At 71.1% G+C, this 24,027-nt stretch carries 25 protein-coding genes and 1 riboswitch; of the genes, 8 read left to right on the top strand and 17 right to left on the bottom strand.

The annotated features are described in order from the left end of the window. The 16 genes from EZJ19_RS14830 to nifN form a co-directional block, all read right to left on the bottom strand. Nucleotides 1–750, bottom strand: a complete 750-nt coding sequence (locus EZJ19_RS14830) for a hypothetical protein (protein ID WP_131448952.1) — start codon at nucleotides 748–750, stop codon at nucleotides 1–3. A 36-nt stretch (nucleotides 751–786) separates the two neighbouring features. Further along, nucleotides 787–1,323 carry a flavin reductase family protein gene (locus EZJ19_RS14825; protein WP_131448950.1) on the bottom strand — a complete coding sequence of 179 codons (537 nt, stop codon included), beginning with the start codon at nucleotides 1,321–1,323 and terminating at the stop codon, nucleotides 787–789. A gap of 31 nt (nucleotides 1,324–1,354) precedes the next feature. Next, a complete protein-coding gene (locus EZJ19_RS14820) occupies nucleotides 1,355–1,813 on the bottom strand; it encodes a hypothetical protein (protein WP_131448948.1) in 459 nt (152 codons plus the stop codon). Beyond that, on the bottom strand, nucleotides 1,806–3,287 hold the full coding sequence (locus EZJ19_RS14815) for a nitroreductase family protein (RefSeq protein ID WP_131448946.1): 1,482 nt from the start codon (nucleotides 3,285–3,287) through the stop codon (nucleotides 1,806–1,808). The genes EZJ19_RS14820 and EZJ19_RS14815 overlap by 8 nt, the downstream gene beginning before the upstream one ends. Continuing rightward, a complete protein-coding gene (locus EZJ19_RS14810) occupies nucleotides 3,287–3,562 on the bottom strand; it encodes a nitrogen fixation protein NifZ (RefSeq protein ID WP_131448944.1) in 276 nt (91 codons plus the stop codon). Before EZJ19_RS14810 ends, EZJ19_RS14815 begins: the two co-directional genes overlap by 1 nt. Nucleotides 3,563–3,627: 65 nt before the next feature. Next, entirely contained in the window at nucleotides 3,628–6,498 is a 2,871-nt protein-coding gene (locus tag EZJ19_RS14805) for an EAL domain-containing protein (RefSeq protein ID WP_131448942.1), read from the bottom strand. Between the two features lie 175 nt (nucleotides 6,499–6,673). Then, the gene (locus tag EZJ19_RS14800; protein ID WP_131448940.1) at nucleotides 6,674–7,102 is read right to left on the bottom strand and encodes a hypothetical protein; all 429 of its coding nucleotides are present in this window, start codon (nucleotides 7,100–7,102) and stop codon (nucleotides 6,674–6,676) included. Next, entirely contained in the window at nucleotides 7,099–7,458 is a 360-nt protein-coding gene (locus EZJ19_RS14795) for a hypothetical protein (RefSeq protein WP_131448938.1), read from the bottom strand. The genes EZJ19_RS14800 and EZJ19_RS14795 overlap by 4 nt, the downstream gene beginning before the upstream one ends. Continuing rightward, nucleotides 7,458–7,781: a (2Fe-2S) ferredoxin domain-containing protein gene (locus tag EZJ19_RS14790; RefSeq protein ID WP_131448936.1), complete on the bottom strand. Its 324-nt coding sequence runs from the start codon at nucleotides 7,779–7,781 to the stop codon at nucleotides 7,458–7,460. The genes EZJ19_RS14795 and EZJ19_RS14790 overlap by 1 nt, the downstream gene beginning before the upstream one ends. An 11-nt stretch (nucleotides 7,782–7,792) precedes the next feature. Beyond that, nucleotides 7,793–8,083, bottom strand: a complete 291-nt coding sequence (fdxB, locus tag EZJ19_RS14785; RefSeq protein WP_131448934.1) for a ferredoxin III, nif-specific — start codon at nucleotides 8,081–8,083, stop codon at nucleotides 7,793–7,795. 7 nt (nucleotides 8,084–8,090) lie between these two features. Beyond that, a complete protein-coding gene (locus tag EZJ19_RS14780; RefSeq protein WP_131448932.1) occupies nucleotides 8,091–8,300 on the bottom strand; it encodes a CCE_0567 family metalloprotein in 210 nt (69 codons plus the stop codon). A gap of 11 nt (nucleotides 8,301–8,311) precedes the next feature. Next, nucleotides 8,312–8,773, bottom strand: coding sequence for a NifX-associated nitrogen fixation protein (locus tag EZJ19_RS14775; RefSeq protein ID WP_131448930.1), 462 nt, complete (start codon nucleotides 8,771–8,773; stop codon nucleotides 8,312–8,314). After that, on the bottom strand, nucleotides 8,770–9,177 hold the full coding sequence (locus tag EZJ19_RS14770; RefSeq protein WP_165873594.1) for a SoxR reducing system RseC family protein: 408 nt from the start codon (nucleotides 9,175–9,177) through the stop codon (nucleotides 8,770–8,772). The genes EZJ19_RS14775 and EZJ19_RS14770 overlap by 4 nt, the downstream gene beginning before the upstream one ends. Beyond that, nucleotides 9,174–9,326 carry a hypothetical protein gene (locus EZJ19_RS15950; RefSeq protein ID WP_165873593.1) on the bottom strand — a complete coding sequence of 51 codons (153 nt, stop codon included), beginning with the start codon at nucleotides 9,324–9,326 and terminating at the stop codon, nucleotides 9,174–9,176. The genes EZJ19_RS14770 and EZJ19_RS15950 overlap by 4 nt, the downstream gene beginning before the upstream one ends. Continuing rightward, on the bottom strand, nucleotides 9,323–9,790 hold the full coding sequence (locus EZJ19_RS14765) for a NifB/NifX family molybdenum-iron cluster-binding protein (protein ID WP_240754796.1): 468 nt from the start codon (nucleotides 9,788–9,790) through the stop codon (nucleotides 9,323–9,325). Before EZJ19_RS14765 ends, EZJ19_RS15950 begins: the two co-directional genes overlap by 4 nt. Beyond that, nucleotides 9,759–11,150 (bottom strand): nitrogenase iron-molybdenum cofactor biosynthesis protein NifN, encoded by a 1,392-nt coding sequence (nifN, locus tag EZJ19_RS14760; RefSeq protein WP_131448926.1) that lies wholly within the window; start codon nucleotides 11,148–11,150, stop codon nucleotides 9,759–9,761. The genes EZJ19_RS14765 and nifN overlap by 32 nt, the downstream gene beginning before the upstream one ends. Nucleotides 11,151–11,363: 213 nt before the next feature. Here nifN and EZJ19_RS14755 point away from each other — a divergent pair, with 213 nt between their 5' ends. Genes EZJ19_RS14755 through EZJ19_RS14720 form a run of 8 tightly spaced genes read left to right on the top strand, consistent with a single transcriptional unit; the run spans nucleotide 11,364 to nucleotide 22,162 of the window. Next, complete coding sequence (locus EZJ19_RS14755) at nucleotides 11,364–11,915, top strand: TetR/AcrR family transcriptional regulator (RefSeq protein WP_131448924.1); 552 nt, start codon at nucleotides 11,364–11,366, stop codon at nucleotides 11,913–11,915. Then, complete coding sequence (locus EZJ19_RS14750; RefSeq protein WP_131448922.1) at nucleotides 11,912–13,387, top strand: efflux transporter outer membrane subunit; 1,476 nt, start codon at nucleotides 11,912–11,914, stop codon at nucleotides 13,385–13,387. The genes EZJ19_RS14755 and EZJ19_RS14750 overlap by 4 nt, the downstream gene beginning before the upstream one ends. Continuing rightward, entirely contained in the window at nucleotides 13,384–14,460 is a 1,077-nt protein-coding gene (locus EZJ19_RS14745; RefSeq protein ID WP_131448920.1) for an HlyD family secretion protein, read from the top strand. The genes EZJ19_RS14750 and EZJ19_RS14745 overlap by 4 nt, the downstream gene beginning before the upstream one ends. Next, nucleotides 14,457–17,207 (top strand): ribosome-associated ATPase/putative transporter RbbA, encoded by a 2,751-nt coding sequence (gene rbbA, locus EZJ19_RS14740; protein WP_131448918.1) that lies wholly within the window; start codon nucleotides 14,457–14,459, stop codon nucleotides 17,205–17,207. The genes EZJ19_RS14745 and rbbA overlap by 4 nt, the downstream gene beginning before the upstream one ends. A gap of 1 nt (nucleotide 17,208) precedes the next feature. Then, entirely contained in the window at nucleotides 17,209–18,333 is a 1,125-nt protein-coding gene (locus EZJ19_RS14735) for an ABC transporter permease (RefSeq protein ID WP_131448916.1), read from the top strand. Continuing rightward, nucleotides 18,330–19,694 (top strand): patatin-like phospholipase family protein, encoded by a 1,365-nt coding sequence (locus EZJ19_RS14730; RefSeq protein ID WP_131448914.1) that lies wholly within the window; start codon nucleotides 18,330–18,332, stop codon nucleotides 19,692–19,694. The genes EZJ19_RS14735 and EZJ19_RS14730 overlap by 4 nt, the downstream gene beginning before the upstream one ends. A gap of 19 nt (nucleotides 19,695–19,713) precedes the next feature. Beyond that, nucleotides 19,714–20,706 (top strand): lipid A deacylase LpxR family protein, encoded by a 993-nt coding sequence (locus EZJ19_RS14725; protein WP_240754795.1) that lies wholly within the window; start codon nucleotides 19,714–19,716, stop codon nucleotides 20,704–20,706. After that, nucleotides 20,666–22,162 (top strand): HD-GYP domain-containing protein, encoded by a 1,497-nt coding sequence (locus tag EZJ19_RS14720; protein ID WP_165873592.1) that lies wholly within the window; start codon nucleotides 20,666–20,668, stop codon nucleotides 22,160–22,162. The genes EZJ19_RS14725 and EZJ19_RS14720 overlap by 41 nt, the downstream gene beginning before the upstream one ends. Here the strand turns inward: EZJ19_RS14720 and EZJ19_RS14715 are convergent. Next, nucleotides 22,075–23,715 (bottom strand): NAD(P)/FAD-dependent oxidoreductase, encoded by a 1,641-nt coding sequence (locus EZJ19_RS14715; RefSeq protein ID WP_131448908.1) that lies wholly within the window; start codon nucleotides 23,713–23,715, stop codon nucleotides 22,075–22,077. The genes EZJ19_RS14720 and EZJ19_RS14715 overlap by 88 nt on opposite strands. Nucleotides 23,716–23,919: 204 nt before the next feature. Then, nucleotides 23,920–23,997: riboswitch (cyclic di-GMP riboswitch) on the top strand. Nucleotides 23,998–24,027 lie beyond the last annotated feature (30 nt).

Raw genomic sequence — 24,027 nt, 5'->3', positions numbered from 1 at the left:
CTACAGGCGCGCCAGCACGGCACCGATGGAGTGCGCGCCCGGCACCAGGTGCTGCAGCCACCAGGCGCAGGCCACGGCGGCGACCCCGGTGAGGGCGAACAGCAGCCAGGTACGGCGCAGCGCCGTCGCCAGCCAGGACGGCGTCTCGGTCTGGCGCAGGCGCCGGTACAGGCCGGCCGACAGGGCGCCGTCGACGGTCAGCTCGGCGAACAGGCCGGGCGCCGTGTAGACCAGCCAGGCCGAGGCGATCAGGACCGCCAGCAGCAACACCAGGACGAGCAGGACGACGGCGAATTCGTCGCCGTCGCCCACCGCATCGAGGGCGTCGGCCGCGCCATCGCCGACGTCGCCGCCCACGCCTGCCTCGGCGCCGCCGAGTTCCATGGCCGGCACTTCGAAGCGGGCACTGGCGCCGGCGCCGCCGAAATGGCCGCCGCCCGGCACCGGCACACCGCCGGATGGCGAGGCACCGAATCCGCTCAGGTCGGCGAACTCGCCGTAATCCGCCGCGCCGGTGCGCGGCCACAGCCAGAGCAGGGCCAGGAAGACCGGGTAGGCGACCGCGAAGGCGCACAGGTAGCGTAGCCACATGGTCTCCAGGCCGGCACCGAGGAGCAGGGCCGAAACGAGGAACCCGGCGGCGCCGGTGAGGAGGACCATGAGCGACATCTGCAGGCGCGGGTAGCCGTGCCTGAGCAGGCGCTCGCGCAGGCGGCCGACCAGACGGGAACGGCTGAGGCTCGGTTTCACTGGCCGGGGCCGTAGGCGTGGCTGGCGGCCCGCAGGCTACTTCATCGCCGATTTCAGCCGGATCGTCTCGCCGGCCACCATGAAGGCGCCCATGCCGCGGTGGTGCAGGGTGCGGGGATTCTTCACCGCACCGTCCACCCAGGCCTTGACCACCTCAAGTATGAACAGGCCGTAGCGGTTCGCCATCCGGCTGTCGTAAACCTTACATTCCAGGCTGGCATAGCAGGCTTCGAGCAGCGGCGCGCCGACGCAGGCGGCCGGCCGGGTGGCGAGCCCGAAGGCGGCGAACTTGTCGACCTCGCGGCCGGAGCAGTTGCCCACCGCCACCACCTGCTCGGCCAGTTCCACGGCCGGGATGTTGAGGCTGCATTCGCGACTCTTGCGCAGCAGCCCGTAGCTGTAGTCGCCGGCGCCGAGCAGGCAGGCCAGCAGGGGCGGCTCGAACTCGACCGGCATCAGCCAGGACAGGGTCATGACATTCGGGCGCGTCTTCCCGGCGGTCGCCAGCAGCACCACGGGGCCGGGCTCGATCAGGCCGTATACCTTGGCCAGGGGATAGGACCGCTTCGCCATCGCCCGCCTCCTGCAGGGTCGCCGCTACCCTTCAAGGATAGTCCCCGGCGAGCGCGCCGTCGGCCAGGGCGGCGACCACCGAGACGCCGCTGCCGTCCTCCGGGTCGAGGTCCTTGAGGACGGCCAGGTGGCGGCCGGCGGCGGCCTCGTCACCGGCGCGCAGGGCGAGGAAGGCGGTGGCCTTGAGGGCGAGCAGCAACTGGCTGGCGAGCAGGGTCTCGACGCCGGTCAGGGCGTCCCGGCGCCAGCCCTCGGGCGGCCCGGCCAAGCCGGCCCGGCGCGCCGACTCGGCCAGGGCCCGGGCCGCGAAGTCGCGCGCCGGCTCGAAGCGGCGCTGGCCGTTGTAGAACTTGTACAGCACCCGGTACAGCGGCAACGGGTCGACCGCCTGGCTGCAGGCGTAGTTGAGCATGAAATCGGCGCGCGCCGGGTCGGCCCGGTAGCCGGCCATGGCCTCGCGCAGCAGGGTGTCGACGGCCGCCTCAGTCATAGGCCGGCAGGGTGCTCAGGCGGGCGTCGTCGACGGCCATGCCGACCGCATAGTGGTAGATCACCCGGTAGCGGTCGTCGGCCAGGCCGAGCAGTTCCTGGTCGGCGTCGTCGAAGAAGCAGCCGATGCCGGTGCCGCGCCAGCCCTCCGCCTCGGCCGCCAAAGTGAGGGCGTGTCCGAGCAGGCCGGCCTCCCAGTGCAGATGTCGCCAGGCGGCCGGGTCGGCGCCGACCGGGCCGGCGAACTCGGCCACGAACATGACCGAGAAGGCGCACTGGCTGGCGATGTCCTGATGGCACGACACCGTGCGCGCGGTGCGCTCGGCCTTGGCGCCGACCAGCTTGTAGAGCGGCAGCTCGGGGTCGGCCGGGGTCCAGGCGAACTCCCGGCGCATGGCACCGGCCAGGCCGGCCAGACCGGCCTCCGAGCGAGGCAGGCAATAGAGCCCCGGGGCCAGGCCCTCGACCCGGTGCACGAACAGGACCGGATGCACGCGCGCCGCATAGGTCCAGAGCGCCCAGGCCGGCGACCCGGCCGCCCCAGCCAGGGTGCCGAGCAGGCGCCGGAAGGCGGTCACGGGCAGTTCCGAACGGCCGTCGAAGGCCTGGGCGCTGCGCCGCCGCAACAGGGTCTCCGCGGCCACGCCGGCGGGCACCTCGGCCGGCCCGGCGGGCAGCGGGGGCAGGCGGCCGCGGGTCGCCGCCGCGACCTCGTCGATGACCGGCCAGCGGTACATGGGGTTGCCGTCGAGCAGGCCGGGGCGGCCGTGCCAGCGGCTGAAGCGCGGCATGGCCGGGGCGCCGAACAGGCACACCGCCGCCTCGGCCTCCTCCGGCTCGACGCCGGCGTAGTCCGCGGCCCGGTCGAGGCCCAGGCAAGCCGCCAGTTCGTCCGCACCCGGGGTCAGCAAGCGCGGACGCCAGCCGAGCAGGGCCGCGGCGTAGGCCAGGGCGCCGAGCACGTGGCCCATGTCGAGCTGGCAGTAGCGGAAGGCGCGCTCGCCGTACTTCCAGGCCTCGCGCCAGGCGACGGAGGAATAGGCCAGGTGCAGAGAAGGCCCGGCCTCCGGCTCGGCGGCCAGGTCGGCACGCAATTCCAGGCTGTGGTCCTCGGCCTGGTAGTGGTACAGGCCGTCGGCTAGGCCGGCGATGCCGCGCGCGCACAGCCAGGTCTCGGTCGGATGCAGGTTGCCGGACGAGGGATGCGCGCGCAGCGACCAGCGCGCCGGGCCGTACTGCTTCCAGGCCGTGACGGCGGCGGCGTGGCGCAGCAGCCAGGCGATCCCGGCCAGGTCCGGCACCCCGGCGGGCGCCGTGCCGGTACGCCGGTCCAGGGCCAGGCGCGCGGTGTCGGACCAGTGCCGGAAGGGATTGGGCTGGGCGTCCCAGTCCAGGCTGCCGGGCCCGGCGGCATAGCGGTCGAGGCGGTGTTTGGTACGGTCGTGATAGGCGAATGCGGTCGCGGCGGCGTCCATCAGGCGGCCGGCTCGTGGCTCAGTTCCTCGGCCAGGCAGCCGATCGGGTCGCCCAGGCCACCCGCCGCGCCGGTCTCGAAGCGGACCAGGTAGATGTCCTCGTCGGGCATCGCCTCGGCGTGGCCGATGTTGACCACCACGCCGCGGGCCCCCGCCGCGGCCAGCAGGTCGCCGGGGTTGAGGCCCGGGATGCCGCTTTCCCCGGTCTCCTCGACCGGGTCGTTGTAGATGTCCAGGGCGGAATACACCAGATCGCCCATCTCGAATCGGCTCATGTCGGTTTCCTCTCAAATTCGGCGCGTCAGCGCCCTATTGCCTGAAAACAGCAAACGCCGTGCCATCAGTCGGCCCGGGCGGCGATCTCGCGGGCCAGGCGTTCGAGCAGGAGGAGCAGGCTGTTGCGCTGGTCGAGCAGCTCGGGCACCCGGCCGGCGGCGCGGTCGTCCTGGCCGGCCAGCTTAAGGGTCGCCAGTTCGCGCACCAGGGCGTGGATGCGCTCGTGCACCGGACCGATCTCGCGGAAGGCCGCCAAGGCCCCGTAGCGCGCCAGGCCCGGGCCGTCGTACCAGCGCCCGAACCGGCAGGCGTGGCTGTTCAGGGGCGGCGGGTTGGCCGCCACGCCCGCACCGCCGATCCAGGCCGCCACCAGGTCGATCCAGTGGCGGTGGTCGAAACCGGCGATCAGGATGGGCAGGTCCGCCTTCGGGCAGTGTTGGCGGGCCGCCTGCAGCCAGGCGCCGTCCGGACGCCAGTTCGCCACCCAGGCCGGGATCTCGGCCGCCGCCATGGGCCGGGCGATGGCATAGCCCTGGGCGCAGTCGCAGCCCAGGTGCAGGAGCAGCACGCCATGTTCCACGCCCTCGACGCCCTCGGCGATGACCCGGCGCTGGAACGCCTCGGCCATGCCGACGATGGCGTCGACGATGGCCATGTCCTCGCTGTCGTGCAGCATGTCGCGCACGAAGGACTGGTCGATCTTGAGGGTCTTGGCCGACAGGCGCTTGAGGTAGCTGAGCGACGAATAGCCGGTGCCGAAGTCGTCCAGGGCGAAGGACACGCCCAGGCGATGGCACCCGTCGATCAGGCCGGCCACGTGCAGGAGGTCGTCCAGCGCGCTGGTCTCCAGGATCTCCAGTTCCAGGTCGCTGGGCGGCACGCCCGGCTGCCTGGCCAGGGCCCGGGCCAGGTTGTCGGTGAAATCCGGGCTCTGCAGGTGGCGCGCCGAGACGTTCACGCTCACCGGCAGCTCCAGGCCGCCCTTGCGCCAGGCCGCCATCTGGGCCAGGGCGGTGTCGATCACCCACTCGCCGACCGGGCGCGCCAGCTCCGTACCGTCGATGTGGGGCAGGAATTCGGACGGCGGCAGCAGGCCGCGTTGCGGATGCTGCCAGCGGATCAGGGCCTCGGCGCCGACCACCCGGCCCCGGCGCATGTCGACCTTGGGCTGGTAATGAAGCTGGAACTCGCCGCGCAGGAGCCCCTCTTCGATCCGGCTGATGGCCTCGCGCTGGGCGCGCGCCCGGCGGTCGTGCTCGGGGTCGTACAGGTGGTAGCGGTTGCGCCCGGCCTCCTTGGCCACGTACATGGACTGGTCGGCATGCCTGAGCAGGGTATCGGCATCGGTGTCGTCGAGCGGATATACGGCCACGCCGACGCTGGCGGACAGCTCGACGCCGACCCCGCCGGCGAGGCCGTAGGGCTTGGCCAGGGTACGCAGGAGGCGGTCCAGGGTGCGCCGGCATTCGTCCAGGTCGTGCAGGCCGGCGAGCAGGATGACGAACTCGTCGCCGCCCAGCCTGGCCACCGTGTCGCCGGCCCGCAGGCCGAGGCTCAGGCGGCTGGCCACCTCGACCAGGATCTGGTCGCCGGCCTCGTGGCCGTAGGTGTCGTTGACCGGCTTGAACTCGTCGAGGTCCAGGTAGCAGACCGCCATCAGGTCGCCGGCCCGGCGCGTCTGGGCCAGGGCGACGTGCAGGCGGTCGGCCATCAGGACCCGGTTGGGCAGTTGGGTGAGGGCGTCGTAGTGGGCGATGCGCTCCAGGCGCTGCTGTTGCGCCTTGAACTGGGTGATGTCGGTGAACACGCCGACGAAATAGCCGCGCCCGCCCTGCCGGGCCGGCACGGCGCTGATCGCCAGCATCTCGATGAACGACTCGCCGTTCTTCTTGCGGTTGCAGACTTCGCCGCGCCAGGCGCCGGTCTCGAGCACCGAGGCCCACATGTCGGCGAAGAACTCCGGCGCGTGGTGGTCCGACTTCAGGAACGAGGGGTTGCGCCCGAGCGCCTCGTCGCGGCCGTAGCCGGTGATGGCGGTGAAGGCCGGGTTGATGTCGACGATGCGGGCGTCCGCGTCGGTGATCAGGATGCCCTCCTGGGCGTGGTCGAACACCCCCGCCGCCAGGCGCAACTGGTCCTCGCGCCGTTTCTGCCAGGTGATGTCGGTGGCCACCCCGCAGAGCGCGTAGATGCGGCCGTCGGGGTGGCGCAGGGGGAGCTTCACGGTGAGCGCCGTGCAATGCTCGCCGGTGGCGCGGCCGATGAGCTCCTCCTCCTCGACCAGGCGTTCGCCGTCCTCGATCACCCGGCGGTCGTTGGCATGCAGCCGGGCCAGGGCGTCCGGGTCGAGGAAATCGGCGTCGGTGCGGCCGACGATGTCGGCCAGATCGGCCCCGAACAGGCGGCATACCGCCCGGTTGGCATAGCGGTAGCGATAGTCGGTGTCCTTGATGAAGATGTAGGACTCGACGTTGTCCAAGATGGTGTTGAGCTGCCGTTCGCTCTCGCGCAGGCGCTCGAGTTCGTCGCGTTCCCCGGTCCGGTCGCGGAACACCAGGAGCGCGCCGGCCCCGCCGTCGGGCCCGGCCAGCGGCACGGCATGGCAGACGATCGCCAGTTCGGTGCCCGTGCGCAGGTTCAGCAGAGTGTGCTCGGTGGGCGCCGTGGCGGCGCCGCTGGCCAGCACCTCGGCCACCGGGCCGGGCAGGGACACCCGGTTCGCGCGGCCGACGAGACGGAACACCTCGGCCACCGGGCGCCCGAGCGCCTCGGCCGCCGGCCACCCGGTCAGGCGTTCGGCGGCCGGGTTGAGCGACTGGATGCAGCCCCGGGCATCGGCGGTGATGACGCCGTCGCGGAGGGCAGCCAGGACGGCCGCCAGGCGGACCGCCCCGCCGTCCGGTGCCGCGCTCTCGTCCGGCCGCGTCTCAGCCAAGCGCGCGGCTCCCGCGCCGGGTGGGTCGGCAGGCCAGCCGACGACGATGCGCCATGGCGACACCCGCGTCGCGCCCGGCAGACTCCAGGGGATTCATGGCCTCCCTTTCCGGTCGATGTCCAAGTCATCTCAAGGTAGCCGAAAAGGGACCGGTTTGGGCAGGGGTCGCGCGCCCTCAGCCGAGCATGGCGGTATAGGCGCGGCGCAGCAGTTCCATCTCCACGGGCGTGCAACCGCGCGCCTCGGTGATGGCGACGAAACGGCCACCGACCGCTTCGGCCACGGCGAAGGGCGGATCGACGGTGTCCAGCTCGGCCAACTGGATGCTGATCGGCCCGCCCGGGGTCTGCACGGTGGCGTGGAATTCCGGCTCCGCCTTCAGGCTGCCGGGCGCCAGCGCGAGGGCCTGTTCGGTCCGGCGCAACCAGCCGTTCGGATGGTAGGCCACCTCGGGCTCGCCCTCGCCCTCTTCCTCGACCACCGACAGGGCGGGCAGGGGTTTGAAGGCACAGACGCCATGCGGAAAGATCAGGAAGCGCAGCCGGGCGCTGGTGCGCTGCTTGTGCACCAGGAGCAGACGCAGGTCGTCGGGCAGGGCGGTCATAGCATGGCCAGCAGACGCGCCTCCGCCTTGACCTGGTCGCCGCGTCCCCAGGCGGTGACCGCCTCGATGAACCATTCCGGGCGGCGCGGGTGGCGCACGCACAGGTCGTACTCGGCGAAGAAGCTGCCGTCGCTGTTGATGGTCACCCGGCCGACCCGCTCGTTGAGCGCGTTGCGCCAGACGCCGTCGTAGCCGGGCAGGCCGTTGGCCGGGTCGACCACCCGTTCGAGGACCAGCGAGGCGGCCCGGATGTCGGGCAGCTTGTCGGCGCTGACGAACTTGATCGCCTCGCCGCGCAGGGCGTCGACCAGGCGGGCGACCGAGGCCTCGACGTCGGGTGGGAACTGGCCGGCCATTACCAGAGGTCGGCCGGGACCTTCAGCCGTTCGACCGGGGTACCGCCGAGCAGGTGCTCGTCGAAGATCGCCGCGACGTCGTCCTTGGTGACGTTGCCGTACATGATCCCTTCCGGGTAGACCAGCACGTTGGTGCCGGTGCTGCACGGCCCCAGGCAGCCGGTCGCGGTGATGGCGACGGTGTCGAAGCACTGGCGCTGCTGGAACTGGAAGTAGAACTCGTCGAGCACGTCGCGGCAGCCCTTTTCCGCGCAGGAGCCGCGCGGGTGGCCGGGCGGGCGCGTTTGCGAGCAGACGAACACGTGTTTCTGCGGTCTCGGCATGGCCTATCTCCTCAGGCACCCACCGGCATGGCCGAGTGGGTGTAGCAGTTCTTCGGGCAGACCCGGCCGCAGGCGCCGCAGCCGATGCAGTCCATGGCGTTCTTGATGGTCATGACGCTCATCTGGTCCTCGTCCATGTCCTCGTCCATGTCCTCCTCGTCGCGGTCCTCCAGGGACAGCACGTCGCGCGGGCAGACCTTGTAGCAGCGGCCGCAGCCGATGCAGGTCTTCTGGTTGAGGGAAACCACGAATTCGGGGGTCCAGGGCGAGCCGCCCCGGGTCAGTGCGGTGTAGGCGTCCATGTCTCGATTAACCTTTCTGCGCGGCCGCCAGGCGGGCGTTGGCGTCGGCCCAGGCCTTGCAGGCGTCGTAAGTGGATTGGGCGATGCCCGGGATTTCCTGGTAGCCGGCCGGCAGCCGGTCCTCGACCAGGTCGTGCAGCTGCGAGGCCCATTCGCTGGCCTGGCGCTTGAGTTTCTTGACCTCCTTGTCGAGGTCCTTGAGTTCGTCCTCGGTCATGTCGCGCCTCCTTACAGCCCGGCCACTTCGGAATACTTGCCGATGATCTCGACCGCGACCGAAAGCAGCTTGTCGGCCTCGTCCTTCATCTTCGACAGGCTGTCGAAGCTGAAGCGGTGCACGTCGCGCACGGTGCGGTCCATCACCACCAGCTTGCCGACCGTGATCAGGGCGCGCCCGAAGCCCTCGTGGGTGATGTTGACCAGGGGCACCGCCATGTGGCCGCATTCCTTCTCGATCATCACGGCGATGGCGTTGTAGAAGCACTTCACGCGCGACAGGGTCTCCTCGTCCGGGTCGCCGATGACCGGGATCTGGCGGCGCTGTTCCTTGGTCATGATGAACGGGGCCAGGACCTTGTCGTCGGTCCAGCCGTCGTAGGTGCCGTAGCTGTCGATGGCGCGCATCTGCTTGGCCATCTCCTTGATGAAATCGGTGGTCAGGATCGGGTCGAGTTCGACGGTTTCCGTCATGGTTGTTCTCCGGAGGTAATGGAAATCTTCGGGGTGCCGGCAAAGCGGCGGGCAAGGAGCAGGCCGGCGGCGAGGCCGAGGCCGGCACCGGCGGCAGCGCCGGCGTCGCCCAGGCCGGCCGCCGCGGCGGCCGCGGTGACCGCCAGGGTCACCGGCAGCAGGTAGGCCCAGAGCCCGACCTTGAGCAGGTCGGCCTCGGCCACCGCGACGGTGACCTCCTGGCCGGGCCGCAGGTCGCCGCAGGCGAGCGGCACGGGCTGATGGCGACGGCTGAAGAAGCGGCCCAGGCCGGAGATGCCGCAGCTCTCCTGGCTGGCGCAGGCACCGCAGCCGTTGTGTTCGGTGGCCTCGACGAAGCTGACGCCGTCGGCCTGGCGGAGGACGCGGACGCGGGTCTCGATCACGGCCGCAACCCGTCGAGGCGGAAGCCGGTAGCCCGGAGCAGGCGCAGGGCGAACCGGGGCAGCGCGATCCCGGCCTCGTCGGGCGCCCGGCCCCGGACATCGGCGGCCCAGTGCCGGCGGCGCAATTCGCGCGCGGCCAGGCTCATCATTCCGACCATCCTTCGGCGTCCATGGCCTCGAAGCGGTCGGCGGCGGCGGTCTTCAGACGCTTGGCCATCCAGACCGGCGGATCGCTCAGCATGGCCTGGTTGAGGCCGCACAGCAACTCGTCGACCGGCGTGCCCTCGGGCACCTTCATGGGTTGCACGCCGGCGGCCAGGAGCTGCTTGATGGCGGAGCCGCCGACGGCGTTGCAGTAGACCGCGGCGCAGTCGCCCAGGAGGGCGATCTTGGCCGCCAGCTTGCCTTCGTGGCCGTCCATGGCGACGTCGCTGTCGTGGAACTGCACCGCCTCGATCAGGCGGGCGTCGTTTTCGGACAGCTCGTAGATCACGAAGGCCTCGGCGGCGCCGAAGTGCTGGTCGACCGTCTTGCGGTCGGCGCTGGCGAAGGCGATCTTCACGCTCATGGCCGGTGCCGCCTCAGTGGAGTGGACGAGTTTCAGGTGCCGCATGGCCTTCCTCCGCCGGTTCGGCGTAGATGGAACGGTAGGGCTCGATCTCGTGGTGGCCGTGCTCGACCAGGGTGTTGGCGAGGTCGAACAGGGTCTGCCGGGTGCCCCGGTAGCCGACCCACTGCTTCTGGTAGCCGCCCATCAGGTCGTACTGCGGGAAGCCGGCCCGGATCAGGGGCAGGCCGAGGCGCTGCGCGGTTTCGGCGGCGTGGGAGTTGCACAGGATGAGGTCGGCGCCGTGTTCCTTGATCGACTTCTCCAGGTCCTGGAGGTCGCCCAGCTTGACCTCGGCGGTCGGCACCGCCTCGAGGATCGCCGACTTGGACGGCGCCACCGCGGCGGTCACCTCGCAGCCCATGCCGGCGACCAGGTCGGCCAAGCCGTACAGCAGGTCCGGGTCGGCGGCGATGGCGACGCGGGCGAAGCCGAGCATGAAATGGGTATCCACCATGGCGTCCTGCAGTTGGGCGCGCTGGCGTTCGATCTTCTCCGGCACCGGCTGGCCGCTGATCTCGGCCAGGGCGGCGACGAAGGCGTCGACGTTGTCCAGGCCCATCAGGCTGGCGAAGCGCCAGTCCGGCACGCCGGTGCGTTCCTTGAGCAGGTCGGCGGCGGGGCAGAGGGCGTGGCCGAGCACCAGGGTGGCGACCGATTCGCCCATCGCCTCGATGTCGCTCACGGTGGTGCCGCCCACGGTCAGCGGGCTGAAATCGGCGTCGGTGAGGTGGCCGTCCAGGGAACCGGACACGTCCGGCAGCAGCACCGCGCGCAGGCCGAAGGCCTCGACCAGGTCGAGGACGTGCTCCAGATCGCCCGGGGTCAGGTGCGCGCCGGCCAGGACGTTGACCTGCTTCTTGCGCTTGCCGACCCGGCTGGTGTCGGCGGGAACGACGTATTCGACGATGGCCTTGACCGCCAGGGCGAAGCCGGACTCCAGGCAGCCCGTGAAATCGGGGGTGTTCACCGGCACCACCGGGATGCCGTCGTATTCGGGGTACTGGCTGCGGAATTCCTTCACCAGGCGCTGGATGTCGGTGCCCTCGGTCTCCGACAGGCCGGTGGTGGGCAGGCCGATCAGGGCCGGCGCGTTCTTCTCGGCGATGGTCTTGAGGCCGACGATGACGTTCTCGTCCGCGCCCATGACGGTCGAGCCCTGGTCCATGGCGGTGGTCTGGAGCGGGATCGGCTCCCGGAAGTGGCGCACGAAGAACACCTTGGCGAAGGCCGTGCAGCCCTGCGAGCCGTGCATCATGGGGATGGCCCGGTGGATGCCCAGGAAGGCCAGCGAGGCGCCGACCGGCTGGCTCACCTTGAGCGGGTTGACCGCGAGTGCTTTGCTGCGCTTGATGATCTCGGCCATGGCGGGGTCCATAACGGGATGACGATGATGTGGGAACCATCGCAAACGCCATGCCACGGCAAATAGCCTTGTATTTCAGTCCATTGAGGCGGTACCGGGTTGTAGCAAAACCGACAACGGCGGCCGACGGGGCGACAACCCGACGGCGGCCAGGGTCACTTGACGGAGCCGGATATTTAACTAACGTTAAGTAAACGCACCGAACCGACTACCATGAGCCTAGCCAATCCGCGCAAAGCCACCCGCGACGAGATACTCAGGGTTTCCATGCCGATGTTCGCCCAACGCGGCTACGACGGCGTCACCATGCGCGAGATCGCCGCCGCCGTGGGCATCCAGGCGGCCGCCCTCTACTACCATTTCCCGGACAAGCAGAGCCTGTACATGGCCGTGATGGAACACGCCTTCAGCGACCGGCTGAAGCGTTTTCTCGCCAGCGTGGTCGAAGACCTGACCCGCGACCCGGAACTGCTCCTGCTCCTGCAGCGCGAGCGCATCGACGGCGATGCGGCCCGCCGCAAGCTGCTCGTCGAGCAACTGTTCGCCCCGCCCATGCAGGCCCTGACCCGCCTCCTGCGGGACCTGGCACCGGACCGGGACGCCAACCTGCTGGCCCTGTCGCTCACCGGGATGGCGATGTTCCACCTCGAGACCCAGGTGATGGCCCGTTTCCTGCCCGGCTGGAAGCCGGAACACGCGGAGCCGGAGCACATCGCCCGGCATCTCGACGAACTGCTGGAGACGATGTTCGGAGCCGAATCATGACCACGCCCTGCGCCCACTCCGTTCCGGTCCGGCACCTGCGCGCGGCCGCCCTGCTCCTCGCCGCCCTGGCCGGCTGCTCGCTGGCCCCGCCCTACCAGCGCCCGGCCGCGCCGGTGGCGGAGACTTTCGACAGCCGCGGCTCGGCGGCGACGCCGGCCGCCCTGGCCGCCGGCCAACTGGAATGGCCGCGCTTCTTCGCCGACCCGGGCCTGCAGCGCCTGCTCCACCTGGCCATGGCCAACAACCGCGACCTGCGCGCCGCCATGCAGCGCATCGAGGAGGCGCGTGCCCTGTACGGCATCCGCCGGGCCGACCAGTTGCCCAACATCGGCGCCGGCCTGTCCGCGGCGCGCGCGCACCTGCCCGGCGAGATGTCCCTCACCGGCGCCGACATGAACGTCACCTCGTATACCGCCGGCCTCACGCTGAGCACCTGGGAACTGGACTTCTGGGGCCGCGTGCGCGACCTCAAGGCGGCCGCCCTGGAGTCCTACCTGGCCAGCGTCGAGGCCCGGCGCGCGGTACGCACCAGCCTGGTGGCGCAGATCGCCAACACCTACCTGCTGGCGCGCGACCTCGACGAGCGCCTGGTCGACGGCCACCGCACCCTGGCCACGCGCGAGGAGTCCTGGCGCATCATGAAGCGGCGCTACGAGGTCGGCTCGACCTCCCGGCTCGACGCCAGCCAGGCCGAGATACTGCGCGACCAGGCGCGTGCCGAACTGGCCACCCTGGAACAACAGAAGGAGCGCGCCGACAACGCCCTGGTCCTCCTGGTCGGCGCCCCGCTGGCCAAGGAATCGGTGCCCCTGGCGGCGGTCGAGCCCGGCTTCGTGCCCGACATCGTGCCCGGCCTGCCTTCCGAGGTGCTGCTCGACCGCCCCGACGTGCTCGCCGCCGAACACCGGCTCAAGGCCGCCAACGCCAACATCGGCGCCGCCCGGGCCGCCTTCTTCCCGCGCATCGCCCTGCTCGGCGGCCTGGGCAGCGCGAGCAGCGAACTGGACGGCCTGTTCGGCGCCGACACCCGGGCCTGGCTGTTCGTGCCCAGCCTGTCCCTGCCCCTGTTCGACGGCGGCCGCCTGCGCGCCAACCTGAGCCTGGCCGAGGCGCGCGAGAACCTGGCGGTGGCCGACTACGAGCGCACCGTCCAGGGCGCCTTCCGGGAGGTCGCCGACGCCCTCGCCGACCGCCGCTGGCTGGCGCGCCAGGTCGACGTGCAGCGCGCCATCGTCGCCACCCAGGGCGAACGCCTGCGCCTGGCCCGCCTGCGCTACGACGCCGGCGCCACCTCGTTCCTGGAGGTGCTCGACGCCGAACGCGCCCAGTTCGCCGCCGAACAGGCCCTGGTCCAGGCCCGGCGCGCCCTCCTGGCCAGCACCGTGAATCTGTACGCCGCCCTCGGCGGCGGCCCCGACGACACCGGCGCGCCGGTCACCCAACCCGTCTCCGACAAGGACGCAAGATCATGAACAACACGGTCAAGACCTGGCTCGTGCGCGGCCTCCTGGTCGCGCTGCTCGGCGCCCTCGCCGGCTTCGCCTGGCTGAAGTACCGCGGCAACGGCGCCGACGCCGGCCTGGCCAGCGGCAACGGCCGCATCGAGGCGACCGAGATCGACATCGCCAGCAAGTTCCCCGGCCGGGTCAAGGAGATACGGGTCGGCGAAGGCGACTTCGTCAAGGCCGGCGAAGTGGTGGCGGCCATGGACACGGAGTCGCTCGACGCCCAGTTGAACCAGGCCGAGGCCCAGCTCCGCCAGGCCGAGAGCAGCGTCGCCATCGCCCAGAGCCAGCTCGGCCAGCGCCGGGCCGAGAAGGCCGCCATGCTGGCCGTGCTGGCCCAGCGCCAGGCCGAGCTGGAGGTGGCGCACAAGCGCCAGGCGCGCTCGTCCACCCTGGCCAAGGAAGGCGCCAGCTCGCAGCAGGAGGCCGACGACGACAACGCCCGGGTCGAGAGCGCGACCGCGGCGGTGAGCGCCGCGCGCGCCCAGGTGGCCGCCACCGAGGCGGCCATCACCACGGCAGAGGCGCAGGTGACCGGGGCCGGCTCGACGGTGGCCGCCGCACGCGCCAGCGTCGCCCGCATCCGCGCCGACCTCGACGACGCCACGCTGAAGGCGCCGCGCGACGGCCGCGTCCAGTACCGGGTCGTCCAGCCCGGCGAGGTGATCGGTGCCGGCGGCCGGGTCCTCAACATGGTCGACCTGTCCGACGTCTACATGACCTTCTTCCTGCCCACCGCCGCGGCCGGCAAGCTGGCCCTGGGCGACGAGGTGCACCTGGTGCTCGACGCCGCGCCGCAGTACGTCGTCCCGGCCCGGGTGTCCTACGTCGCCGACGTCGCCCAGTTCACGCCCAAGACGGTGGAGACCGCCGTGGAGCGGGAAAAGCTGATGTTCCGGGTCAAGGCCCGGATCGACCCGGCGCTCCTCAAGCAGCACATCATGCGGGTCAAGACCGGCCTGCCCGGCATGGCCTACGTGCGCGTCGACAAGACCGTGCCCTGGCCTGACCGCCTGGCGCTGAAGCCCTTGCCGCAATGACCTCGCCCGAGCCCGCCACCGCGTCGGCAGTCCGCCTGCAGGGGGTCGGCCTGCGCTACGGCAGGACCCGGGCCCTGGACGCCATCGACCTGGACCTGCCGGCCGGCCGCATGGTCGGCCTGATCGGTCCGGACGGGGTCGGCAAGTCGAGCCTGTTCTCGCTGGTGGCCGGGGCCCGGGCCATCCAGGCGGGCCGCATCGAGGTGCTCGGCGGCGACATGGCCGACGCCCGCCACCGGCGCGCGGTCTGCCCGCGCGTGGCCTACATGCCGCAGGGCCTGGGCAAGAACCTGTACCCCACCCTGTCGGTATTCGAGAACGTCGAGTTCTTCGCCCGCCTGTTCGGCCAGGACCGGGCCGAACGCCGGCGCCGCATCGACGACCTGCTGCGCGCCACCGGCCTGGCCCCCTTCGCCGGGCGCCCGGCCGGCAAGCTGTCGGGCGGCATGAAGCAGAAGCTGGGGCTGTGCTGCGCCCTGATCCACGACCCCGACCTGCTCATCCTGGACGAGCCCACGACCGGGGTCGACCCGCTCTCCCGGCGCCAGTTCTGGGAGCTGATCGACCGTATCCGGGCGCGCCGGCCGGGCATGAGCGTGCTGGTCGCCACCGCCTACATGGAGGAGGCGGCCCGCTTCGACTGGCTGGTGGCCATGAACAGCGGCCACGTCCTGGCCACCGGCACGCCGGACGAGCTGCTGGCCCGGACCGGGACCGGCAGCCTGGAAGCCGCCTTCATCTCGCTCCTGCCGGAGGCGGAACGGGCCGGCTACCGGCCGGTCGAGATCCTCCCGCGCGGCAAGGACGGCGACGGCGAGGCGGCCATCGAGGCGCGCGCCCTGACCATGCGCTTCGGCGATTTCGTCGCCGTCGACCGGGTCAGCTTCCGCATCGGCCGGGGCGAGATATTCGGCTTCCTCGGCTCCAACGGCTGCGGCAAGACCACCACCATGAAGATGCTCACCGGCCTGCTCGCGGCCAGCGAGGGCGAAGCCTGGCTGTTCGGCAAGCCGGTCGACGCCCGGGACATCGAGACCCGGCGCCGGGTCGGCTACATGAGCCAGTCGTTCTCCCTCTACAGCGAGCTCAGCGTGCGCCAGAACCTCGAGTTGCACGCCCGCCTGTTCCGCCTGGAGCCGGCCCGCATCCCGGCCCGGGTGGCCGAGATGGCGCAGAAATTCGACCTCGACCACGTCATGGACGAACTGCCCGACGCCCTGCCCCTGGGCGTACGCCAGCGCCTGTCCCTGGCGGTGGCGATGATCCACGGCCCGGAGATGCTGATCCTGGACGAGCCGACCTCCGGGGTCGACCCGGTCGCGCGCGATGCCTTCTGGCGCATCCTGATCGGCCTGTCGCGCCAGGACAAGGTCACCATCTTCATCTCCACCCACTTCATGAACGAGGCCGAACGCTGCGACCGCATCTCGCTCATGCACGCCGGCCGGGTGCTGGTCAGCGACACTCCGGCCGCCATCGTCGCCGGGCGCGCCGCCGACTCGCTGGAGGCGGCCTTCATCAGCCACCTGGAGGAAGTCGCCGGCGCCGACGCCGCGCCCGCCGAGGACGCGGCCCTGCCCGAGGAAACGGCGGCCGGCGCCACGAGCGCGCCGCACGGCGGCTTCAGCCTGCGCCGCATGTTCAGCTACATGCACCGCGAGGCGCTGGAACTCAGCCGCGACCCGATCCGCCTGGCGCTGTCCCTGGTGGGCAGCGTGATCCTGATGATCGTGATGGGCTACGGCATCAACCTGGACGTCGAGAACCTGAGCTTCGCGGTGCTCGACCGCGACCAGACCACCCTGAGCCGGGACTACGTGCTCAACCTGGAAGGTTCGCGCTATTTCGTCGAGCGGCCGGCCATCCGCGACTACGCCGACCTGGACCGGCGCATGCGCGCGGGCGAGATCAGCCTGGCGGTCGAGATCCCGCCCGGCTTCGCGCGCGACGTCGCGCGCGGCGACCAGGTCTCGGTCGGCGCCTGGGTCGACGGCGCCATGCCGACCCGGGCCGAGACCCTGCGCGGCTACGTCCAGGGCATCCACAACCAGTGGCTGCAGACGCGCGGGCGCGAACTGTACGGTGCCGCCGCCCTGGCCGGCCTGGTCAACATCGACGTGCGCTACCGCTACAACCCGGACGTCAAGAGCCTGCCGGCCATGGTGCCGGCCGTGATCCCCCTGCTCCTGATGCTGATCCCGGCCATGCTCACCGCCCTGGCGGTGGTGCGCGAGAAGGAGCTCGGCTCCATCGTCAACCTGTACGTCACGCCGGTGACCCGGACCGAATTCCTGATCGGCAAGCAGCTGCCCTACATCGGCATGGCCATGGTCAACTTCCTGCTCCTGGTCGCCCTCGCCCTGTGGGTGTTCCGGGTCCCGATCACCGGCAGCTTCCTCACCCTGACCGTATCGGCCCTCCTCTACGTCAGCAGCGCGACCGCCATCGGCCTGCTGGTGTCGGCCTTCACGCGCAGCCAGGTGGCCGCCATGTTCGCCGCCGCCGTGCTCACCATCCTGCCGGCGGTGCAGTTCTCCGGGCTGCTCAACCCGGTGTCCTCGCTGGAAGGCGTCGGCCGCTGGATTGGCGAGATCTACCCGACCACCTACTTCACGGTCATCTCCCGCGGCGCCTTCTCCAAGGCGCTCGGCTTCGCCGACCTGCAGTCCGCCATCGTCCCGCTCGCCATCGCCGCGCCCGTCCTCATCGCCCTCGGCGTGGCGCTGCTCCGCAAGCAGGAGCGCTGACATGCGCCTGGCCAACATTGGCAATCTGGGCATCAAGGAGCTGCGCAGCCTGGTACGCGACCCGATCATGCTGGTGCTGATCGGCTACTCCTTCACGGTCGCCATCTACACGGCCGCCACGGTCATGCCGGAGACCCTGCAGAAGGCGCCCATCGCCATCGTCGACGAGGACCGCTCGCCGCTCTCGGAACGTCTCGTCGACGGCTTCGCCCTGCCCTACTTCCAGCCCCCGCACCTGATCGACCAGGCCGAGATGGACGCGCGCATGGATTCGGGCCTGGACACCTTCGCGCTCGACATCCCGCCCGACTTCCAGCGCGACGTCCTGGCGCACCGGCAGCCCACCGTCCAGCTCAACGTCGACGCCACGCGCATGTCCCAGGCCTTCGCCGGCGCCGGCGACATCCAGGCCATCATCCTCACCGAGGTCGGCAAGTTCGCCGGCGGCCATCAGCTGCAGACGCCGACTTCGCCGGTGAATCTCGACCTGCGCTCGCGCTTCAACCCCGAGTTGAACCGGGTCTGGTTCGGCTCGGTGATGGAGGTGATCAACCAGGTCACCCTGCTGTCCATCATCCTGGCCGGCGCCGCGCTGATCCGGGAACGCGAGCACGGCACGGTCGAACACCTGCTGGTGATGCCGGTGACGCCGTTCGAGATCATGATGGCCAAGGTCTGGTCCATGGGCCTGGTGGTGCTGGCCGCCTCGGCGTTCGCCCTGGTGGTGGTGGTCGAGGGCATCCTGCGGGTACCGGTGCAGGGCTCGGTGCTGCTGTTCCTGGCGGGCACCGCGATGCAGCTGTTCGCCACCACGGCGTTGGGCATCTACCTCGGCACGGTGGCCCGCTCCATGCCCCAGTTCGGCCTGCTGCTGATGCTGATCCTGCTGCCCCTGCAGGTGCTCTCGGGCAGCTTCACGCCGCGCGAGAGCATGCCGGCCGGCGTCCAGGACATCATGCTGGCGGCGCCCAACACCCACTACGTCATGCTCGCCCAGGCCATCCTGTACCGCGGCGCCGGATTCGCCGTGGTGTGGCCGCAGTTCGCCGCCCTGGCCGTCATCGGCAGCGTCCTGTTCGGCCTGTCCCTGGCCCGGTTCCGGAAAACCCTGGCGACCATGGCATGAAGGCGAACCCGCTCGCGCGCCTCCGGCCCGCCGGCCTGGCGGCCCTCGCGCTCCTGCTCCTGGCCGGCTGCGCCACCTACGGCGACATCGCCAACCGGCCCGGCGCCGTCGCCGGGGCGGCGCGCTACACCCTGGGCAGCCATCCGACCGGCGGCCGCTCGGACGACGTCACCCTGCTGCTCGCCTTCTCGGGCGGCGGCACCCGCGCCGCCGCGCTCGCCTACGGGGTATTGGAGGAGTTGCGCGACACCGTGGTGCGCATCGACGGCCGGCCGCACCGCCTGCTCGACGAGGTCGACGTCATCAGCGCGGTCTCCGGCGGCAGCTTCACGGCCGCCTACTACGGCCTGCGCGGCGATGCCATGTTCGCCGACTTCGAACCGGCCTTCCTGCGCCGCGACATCGGCGGCGAGCTGGTGCACAGCGTCTTCAACCCGGCGACCTGGTTCTCCAAGCGGGCGCGCACGGAGACGGCGGTCGAGTTCTACGAGGACAGCGTGTTCAAGGGCGCCACCTTCGGCGACCTGCAGCGCCAGCCCGGGCCGCTGATCGTCATCAACGCCTCCGACCTCGGCGGCGGCGTGCGCTTCTCCTTCCTGCAGGAGTATTTCGACCTCCTCTGTTCCGACCTGTCCGCCTTCCCGGTCGCCCGGGCGGTGACCGCCTCGTCCGCCGTACCGGTACTGTTCAATCCGGTGGTGCTGGAGAACTACCCGGGCTGCCGGCCGTCCGGCGAAGGCTGGCTGGACGCCGCCGAGCAGGCCGCGCAACGGTCGCCCCAGATGGCCCAGGTGGTGGACGGCCTGAAGAGCTACCAGGACAAGGACCGGCGCCGCTACATCCACCTGGTCGACGGCGGCATCACCGACAACCTCGGCCTGCGCGCCCTGTACGACTTCACCGAGATCGCCGGCGGCGCCCAGGCGCTGCTGTTCAGGCTCGGCCGCCAGCCGGCGGCCCGGGTGGTGGTGATCTCGGTCAACGCCGCCACCGACACCGCCTCCGCCCTGGAGCAGAGCAACCAAACGCCGAGCATCGAGCAGACCGTCGCGGCGGTCACCGACGTCCAGCTGCACCTCTACAACGCCGCCACCCTGGAACTGGTCCAGGACGGTCTCCGGCGCTGGTCGGCGGCGCTCTCGACGCCGCAACGCCCGGTCAGCGCCTACCTGGTCGACGTCGGCTTCGACAGCATCGCCACACCGGCCCGGCGGCAGTTCTTCAACGACATCCCGACCAGCTTCACCCTGACCGCGGAGCAGGTCGATGCCCTCATCGCGGCCGGGCGCGAACTGCTGCGCGGCAACGCCGAATACCGGCGCTTCCTGGCCGACCTGGACGGCCCCCGGCCACCGCCCTGACCGGCAAGGAATGGCGACCGTGACGCGCGCACCCGGACTCCTGGCCCTGCTGCTCCTGGCCACCGCCGCGCCTTTGGCCGCCGCCGCCGAAGCGGAGCCGGCCGGCACCCTCAGCGTGGTGCTGGAAAACGATCTCTTCTACGACGTCGACCGCCACTACACCAACGGCGTCGGCTTCGTCTGGGTCCCCGACCGGCGCGTGGCGACCCCGGATTGGGCGGTCCGCCTGGCGCACCTGCTGCCCTGGTTCCCGGAACAGGGCACGGTGCGGCACGGCTACGCCTTCGGCCAGAGCATGTTCACTCCGGGCGACATCACGGTCGCCGACCCGAGCCGGCGCGACCGCCCCTACGCCGGCTGGCTGTACGGCACCTTCGGCCTGGGCACGGCGAACCGCGGCCGCCTCGACCTGTGCGCGCTGAGCGTCGGCATGGTCGGCCCGGCCTCGCTCGCCGAGCAGAGCCAGACCCTGGTGCACAAGCTGATCGGCGCCGACGAACCGCAGGGCTGGGACACCCAGATCGGCAACGAGCCGGGCTTCGTCCTCACCTACCTGCGCAGCCAGCGCGCCCTGGCGGCCACCCCGGCGGCCGGTCTGCACCTGGACCTGACGCCGCAATTCGGGGCCGCGCTGGGCAACGTGTTCACCTACGCCGACGCCGGCCTGACCGTGCGCTTGGGCAAGCGCCTGCCGGACGACTTCGGGCCGCCGCGCATCCAGCCCGGCCTGCTCGGCTCGGGCGAATTCGTGCCGGCGCCGGGCTTCAGCTGGTACCTGTTCGCCGGCCTCGAGGGCCGGGCGGTGGCGCGCAACATCTTCCTCGACGGCAACAGCTTCCGGCACAGCCGGCGCGTCGACCGCAAGACCCTGGTCGGCGACCTGCAATACGGCATCGTCCTGGATTGGGACGCTGTCCGCCTCACCTACACCCACGTCCACCGGACGCGGGAATTCCGCAGCCAGGATGGCCATGACCAATTCGGTGCCTTCAGCCTCTCGGTCAAGCTCTGAGGGGATCTTCGCCGCCCGCCCGCACGTGCTCGAGCCGGCCCGCTCGATACGGCGCGCCCTCATCCGCCGGCTCGCCCTGGCCGCGGTGGTCCTGGCCACGGTGCTGGGCGCCGGGGCGTTCGTCAACGAAAGCCGGCAACTCGACAGCCGCTTCGCCGAGACGCTGCGCTTCGGCGCCGAACTGCTGCGCCTGGAGGTCGACCGCCAGGTCGGGGCCGGGGTCGGCAGCGCCGCCGCGCCACCGGTGCAGGCCGCCATCGACGCCCTCCTGCACGACCCGCCGCGCAGCGACATGGGCCGCTTCGTGTTCGCCGCCTTTTTCGACGCCAGCCGGCGCGAAGTCGCCCGCGGCATCGACCGCAGCCAGCCGGACGCCGTGGCCCTGGCCGCCGCCTATGCCCGCCAGGGTTTCCGCTTTCCCGGCCATGGCCTGGTCCTGGGCGGCACGCTCGGGCTCGGCCAGCGCCCCGCCCTGCCCTTCGCCATGGCCGTCGCCGACGGGCAGGGCCGCACCGTCGGCTACATCAACGGCATCTTCGTCCTGTCGCCGGCGGCCGAGGCGGAGCTGTTCCGCTCGGCCCGCCGCGCCGCGCTCGTGGCCGTGGTGCTGGTGCTGGTCACCGCGCTCTTCATCTACCCGATCCTCCGCGGCCTGGTCGGGCGCCTGGGCGAACTGTCGCTCGGCCTGCTGGCCGCCAACGTCGACACCGTCAAGGTGCTCGGCAGCGCCATCGCCAAGCGCGACAGCGACACCGAGGCGCACAACTACCGGGTCACCCTGTACGCCGTGCTCCTGGCCGAGGCGGCGGGCCTGGACGACCGCGCCATCCGCGGCCTGATCAAGGGCGCCTTCCTGCACGACGTCGGCAAGATCGGCATCCGCGACGCCATCCTGCTCAAGCCGGGCCCGCTCGACCCGGGCGAGTTCGCCGCCATGCAGGAGCACGTCCACCATGGCCTCGACATCCTGCGCGGCGCGCCCTGGCTGGCCGACGCCGCCGTGGTGGTCGGCGGCCACCACGAGCGCTACGACGGCAGCGGCTACCCCCTCGGCCTCAAGGGCGACGCCATCCCGCTCGTGGCCCGGGTGTTCAGCGTCGCCGACGTCTTCGACGCCCTCACCTCGGTGCGCCCGTACAAGCCCGCCTACGACCTCGACAGCGCGCTGGCCACGCTGCGGCACGGCGCCGGCCGGGCCTTCGAGCCCGCCCTGGTGACCCTGTTCGCGCACCTGGTGCCGCCGCTGTACGCGGTCATCGGCCACGACGAGGCGGCCAGCCGGGAACTCCTGGAAAAGGTCGCGCGGCGCTACTACCGCGCCAACCTGCGCGAGATCGTCGCCGAGGTGGCCGCCGCGACGGCGCGCGCTCAGGCGGAGGCAGCGACCATGTCGAGCGCCACCGCCTCGGCCAACTCGATGCCATCCACCGCGGCCGACAGGATGCCGCCGGCGTAGCCGGCCCCCTCGCCGCCCGGGTACAGGCCGCGGGTGTTCAGGCTCTGCAGGCTCTGGCGCTCGCGGGTGACCCGCACCGGCGACGAGGTGCGCGTCTCCACGCCGGTGAGCAGGGCATCGGCCATGTCGAAGCCCCTGATCTGTTTGCCGAAGGCGACCAGGGCCTCGCGGATGGCGGCGACCGCGTAGTCGGGCAGACAGGTGGCCAGGTCGGTCGGGTGCACGCCCGGGGTGTAGGACGGCGTCACGCTGCCCAGGTCGGTGGACGGCCGGCCGGCCAGGAAGTCGCCGACCTTCTGGGCCGGGGCCGCGTAGGTGCCGCCGCCGGCCTTGAAGGCAGCCTCCTCCAGGCGGCGCTGGAACTCGATGCCGGCGAGCGGATGGCCCGGGTAGTCGTCGGGCGTGATGCCCACCACCAGGGCGGCATTCGCATTGCGCTCGTTGCGCGAGTACTGGCTCATGCCGTTGGTGACGACGCGGCCTTCCTCGGAGGTGGCGGCCACCACGGTGCCGCCCGGGCACATGCAGAACGAGTAGACGGCGCGGCCGTTGCCGCAATGGTGGACCAGCTTGTAGTCGGCCGCGCCCAGGGCCGGGTGGCCGGCGAACTTGCCGAACCGGGCCTGGTCGATGAGCGACTGCGGATGCTCGACCCGGAAGCCGATGGAGAACGGCTTGGCCTCCATATGGACGCCGCGCTCGTACAGCTTGTAGAAGGTGTCGCGCGCGCTGTGGCCGACCGCGAGGACGACGTGGCGGGTCGCGATGCGTTCGGCCGGACGGTCGTCATGGGCCGCCAGCCGCACGCCGGTGACCTGGCCGTTGCCCTCCGCGTCGCGCGCGATCTCGAAGTCGTCGACCCGGGCCTGGAAGCGTACCTCGCCGCCCAGGGCGATGATCTTGGCGCGCATACGTTCGACCATGCCGACCAGCTTGAAGGTGCCGATGTGCGGCTTGCTGACCCAAACGATCTCGCCCGGCGCGCCGGCCTCGACGAACTCGGTGAGGACCTTGCGGCCGCGGTAGCCGGGGTCCTTGATCTGGCTGTGCAGCTTGCCGTCCGAGAAGGTGCCGGCACCGCCCTCGCCGAACTGGACGTTGGACTCGGGGTTCAGCTTGCCCTTGCGCCACAGGCCCCAGGTATCCTGGGTCCGCTCGCGCACCGCCTTGCCGCGTTCAAGGATGATGGGGCGGAAACCCATCTGGGCCAGGATCAGGCCGGCGAACAGGCCGCACGGGCCCATGCCGATGACCACCGGGCGTTCCGCCAGCCCGTCCGGCGCCCGGGCGACGTAGCGGTAGCGCATGTCCGGCGTCACCGAGACGTGACGGTCGTCGCGCAGGCGCTGCAAGACCGCCTTCTCGTCCTTCAACTCGCAATCGACGGTGTAGACGAAATGGATGTCGGCCTTCTTGCGCGCGTCGTAGCCGCGCCGGAACACCGTGTAGGCGAGCAGGTCGGCATCGCGCAGGGCCAGCTTCTTCAGGATCGCCGCCTTCAGGTCGGCGTCCGGGTGGTCCAGGGGGAGCTTGATTTCGGTGAGACGCAGCATGGCGCGCATTCTATCGCGGCACCCCGGCCGGGCGCAGGGCTATGTGTCCGCCGCGCCGGGAGCCGACGCCGGCAGGCGCCCGCGGCGCTCCCGGCGCGTCATAGCATCAGGCTATCGGAGCGATAGAAATGTTTTCGATGAAAACGCGTGTTTTCAAGTAGTTGTACTTCTTGTCCGACTATTTTTGTCGGGTTATCCTGGGGCCGTGATCAAAGGCATACCCGCGGCGACGCGGTGACGCAAAGCTTCCGGTCTGGTACGCCAGATAGCGGGGTTGCCACCCAGCCTGAGATCTCGGCCATCCGCCGGGAC

The sequence above is a fragment of the Parasulfuritortus cantonensis genome, assembly GCF_004337445.1.
GTDB classification, from domain to species: domain Bacteria; phylum Pseudomonadota; class Gammaproteobacteria; order Burkholderiales; family Thiobacillaceae; genus Parasulfuritortus; species Parasulfuritortus cantonensis.
Note: the sequence above shows the minus strand (reverse complement) of the source record. Positions and strands in the feature narration are given on the sequence as shown.

What these genes read in the sequence shown, in the direction of transcription:
- EZJ19_RS14735 (WP_131448916.1), top strand. Translation starts at nt 17,209, where the DNA reads ATGCGCCTGGCCAACATTGGCAATCTGGGCATCAAGGAGCTGCGCAGC.
- EZJ19_RS14750 (WP_131448922.1), top strand. Translation starts at nt 11,912, where the DNA reads ATGACCACGCCCTGCGCCCACTCCGTTCCGGTCCGGCACCTGCGCGCG.
- EZJ19_RS14820 (WP_131448948.1), bottom strand. Translation starts at nt 1,813, where the DNA reads ATGACTGAGGCGGCCGTCGACACCCTGCTGCGCGAGGCCATGGCCGGC.
- EZJ19_RS14715 (WP_131448908.1), bottom strand. Translation starts at nt 23,715, where the DNA reads ATGCTGCGTCTCACCGAAATCAAGCTCCCCCTGGACCACCCGGACGCC.
- EZJ19_RS14815 (WP_131448946.1), bottom strand. Translation starts at nt 3,287, where the DNA reads ATGGACGCCGCCGCGACCGCATTCGCCTATCACGACCGTACCAAACAC.
- nifN (WP_131448926.1), bottom strand. Translation starts at nt 11,150, where the DNA reads ATGGCCGAGATCATCAAGCGCAGCAAAGCACTCGCGGTCAACCCGCTC.
- EZJ19_RS14800 (WP_131448940.1), bottom strand. Translation starts at nt 7,102, where the DNA reads ATGACCGCCCTGCCCGACGACCTGCGTCTGCTCCTGGTGCACAAGCAG.
- EZJ19_RS14780 (WP_131448932.1), bottom strand. Translation starts at nt 8,300, where the DNA reads ATGACCGAGGACGAACTCAAGGACCTCGACAAGGAGGTCAAGAAACTC.
- rbbA (WP_131448918.1), top strand. Translation starts at nt 14,457, where the DNA reads ATGACCTCGCCCGAGCCCGCCACCGCGTCGGCAGTCCGCCTGCAGGGG.
- EZJ19_RS14745 (WP_131448920.1), top strand. Translation starts at nt 13,384, where the DNA reads ATGAACAACACGGTCAAGACCTGGCTCGTGCGCGGCCTCCTGGTCGCG.
- EZJ19_RS14810 (WP_131448944.1), bottom strand. Translation starts at nt 3,562, where the DNA reads ATGAGCCGATTCGAGATGGGCGATCTGGTGTATTCCGCCCTGGACATC.
- EZJ19_RS14795 (WP_131448938.1), bottom strand. Translation starts at nt 7,458, where the DNA reads ATGGCCGGCCAGTTCCCACCCGACGTCGAGGCCTCGGTCGCCCGCCTG.
- EZJ19_RS14720 (WP_165873592.1), top strand. Translation starts at nt 20,666, where the DNA reads ATGACCAATTCGGTGCCTTCAGCCTCTCGGTCAAGCTCTGAGGGGATC.
- EZJ19_RS14775 (WP_131448930.1), bottom strand. Translation starts at nt 8,773, where the DNA reads ATGACGGAAACCGTCGAACTCGACCCGATCCTGACCACCGATTTCATC.
- fdxB (WP_131448934.1), bottom strand. Translation starts at nt 8,083, where the DNA reads ATGGACGCCTACACCGCACTGACCCGGGGCGGCTCGCCCTGGACCCCC.
- EZJ19_RS14790 (WP_131448936.1), bottom strand. Translation starts at nt 7,781, where the DNA reads ATGCCGAGACCGCAGAAACACGTGTTCGTCTGCTCGCAAACGCGCCCG.
- EZJ19_RS14755 (WP_131448924.1), top strand. Translation starts at nt 11,364, where the DNA reads ATGAGCCTAGCCAATCCGCGCAAAGCCACCCGCGACGAGATACTCAGG.
- EZJ19_RS14765 (WP_240754796.1), bottom strand. Translation starts at nt 9,790, where the DNA reads ATGCGGCACCTGAAACTCGTCCACTCCACTGAGGCGGCACCGGCCATG.
- EZJ19_RS15950 (WP_165873593.1), bottom strand. Translation starts at nt 9,326, where the DNA reads ATGATGAGCCTGGCCGCGCGCGAATTGCGCCGCCGGCACTGGGCCGCC.
- EZJ19_RS14825 (WP_131448950.1), bottom strand. Translation starts at nt 1,323, where the DNA reads ATGGCGAAGCGGTCCTATCCCCTGGCCAAGGTATACGGCCTGATCGAG.
- EZJ19_RS14730 (WP_131448914.1), top strand. Translation starts at nt 18,330, where the DNA reads ATGAAGGCGAACCCGCTCGCGCGCCTCCGGCCCGCCGGCCTGGCGGCC.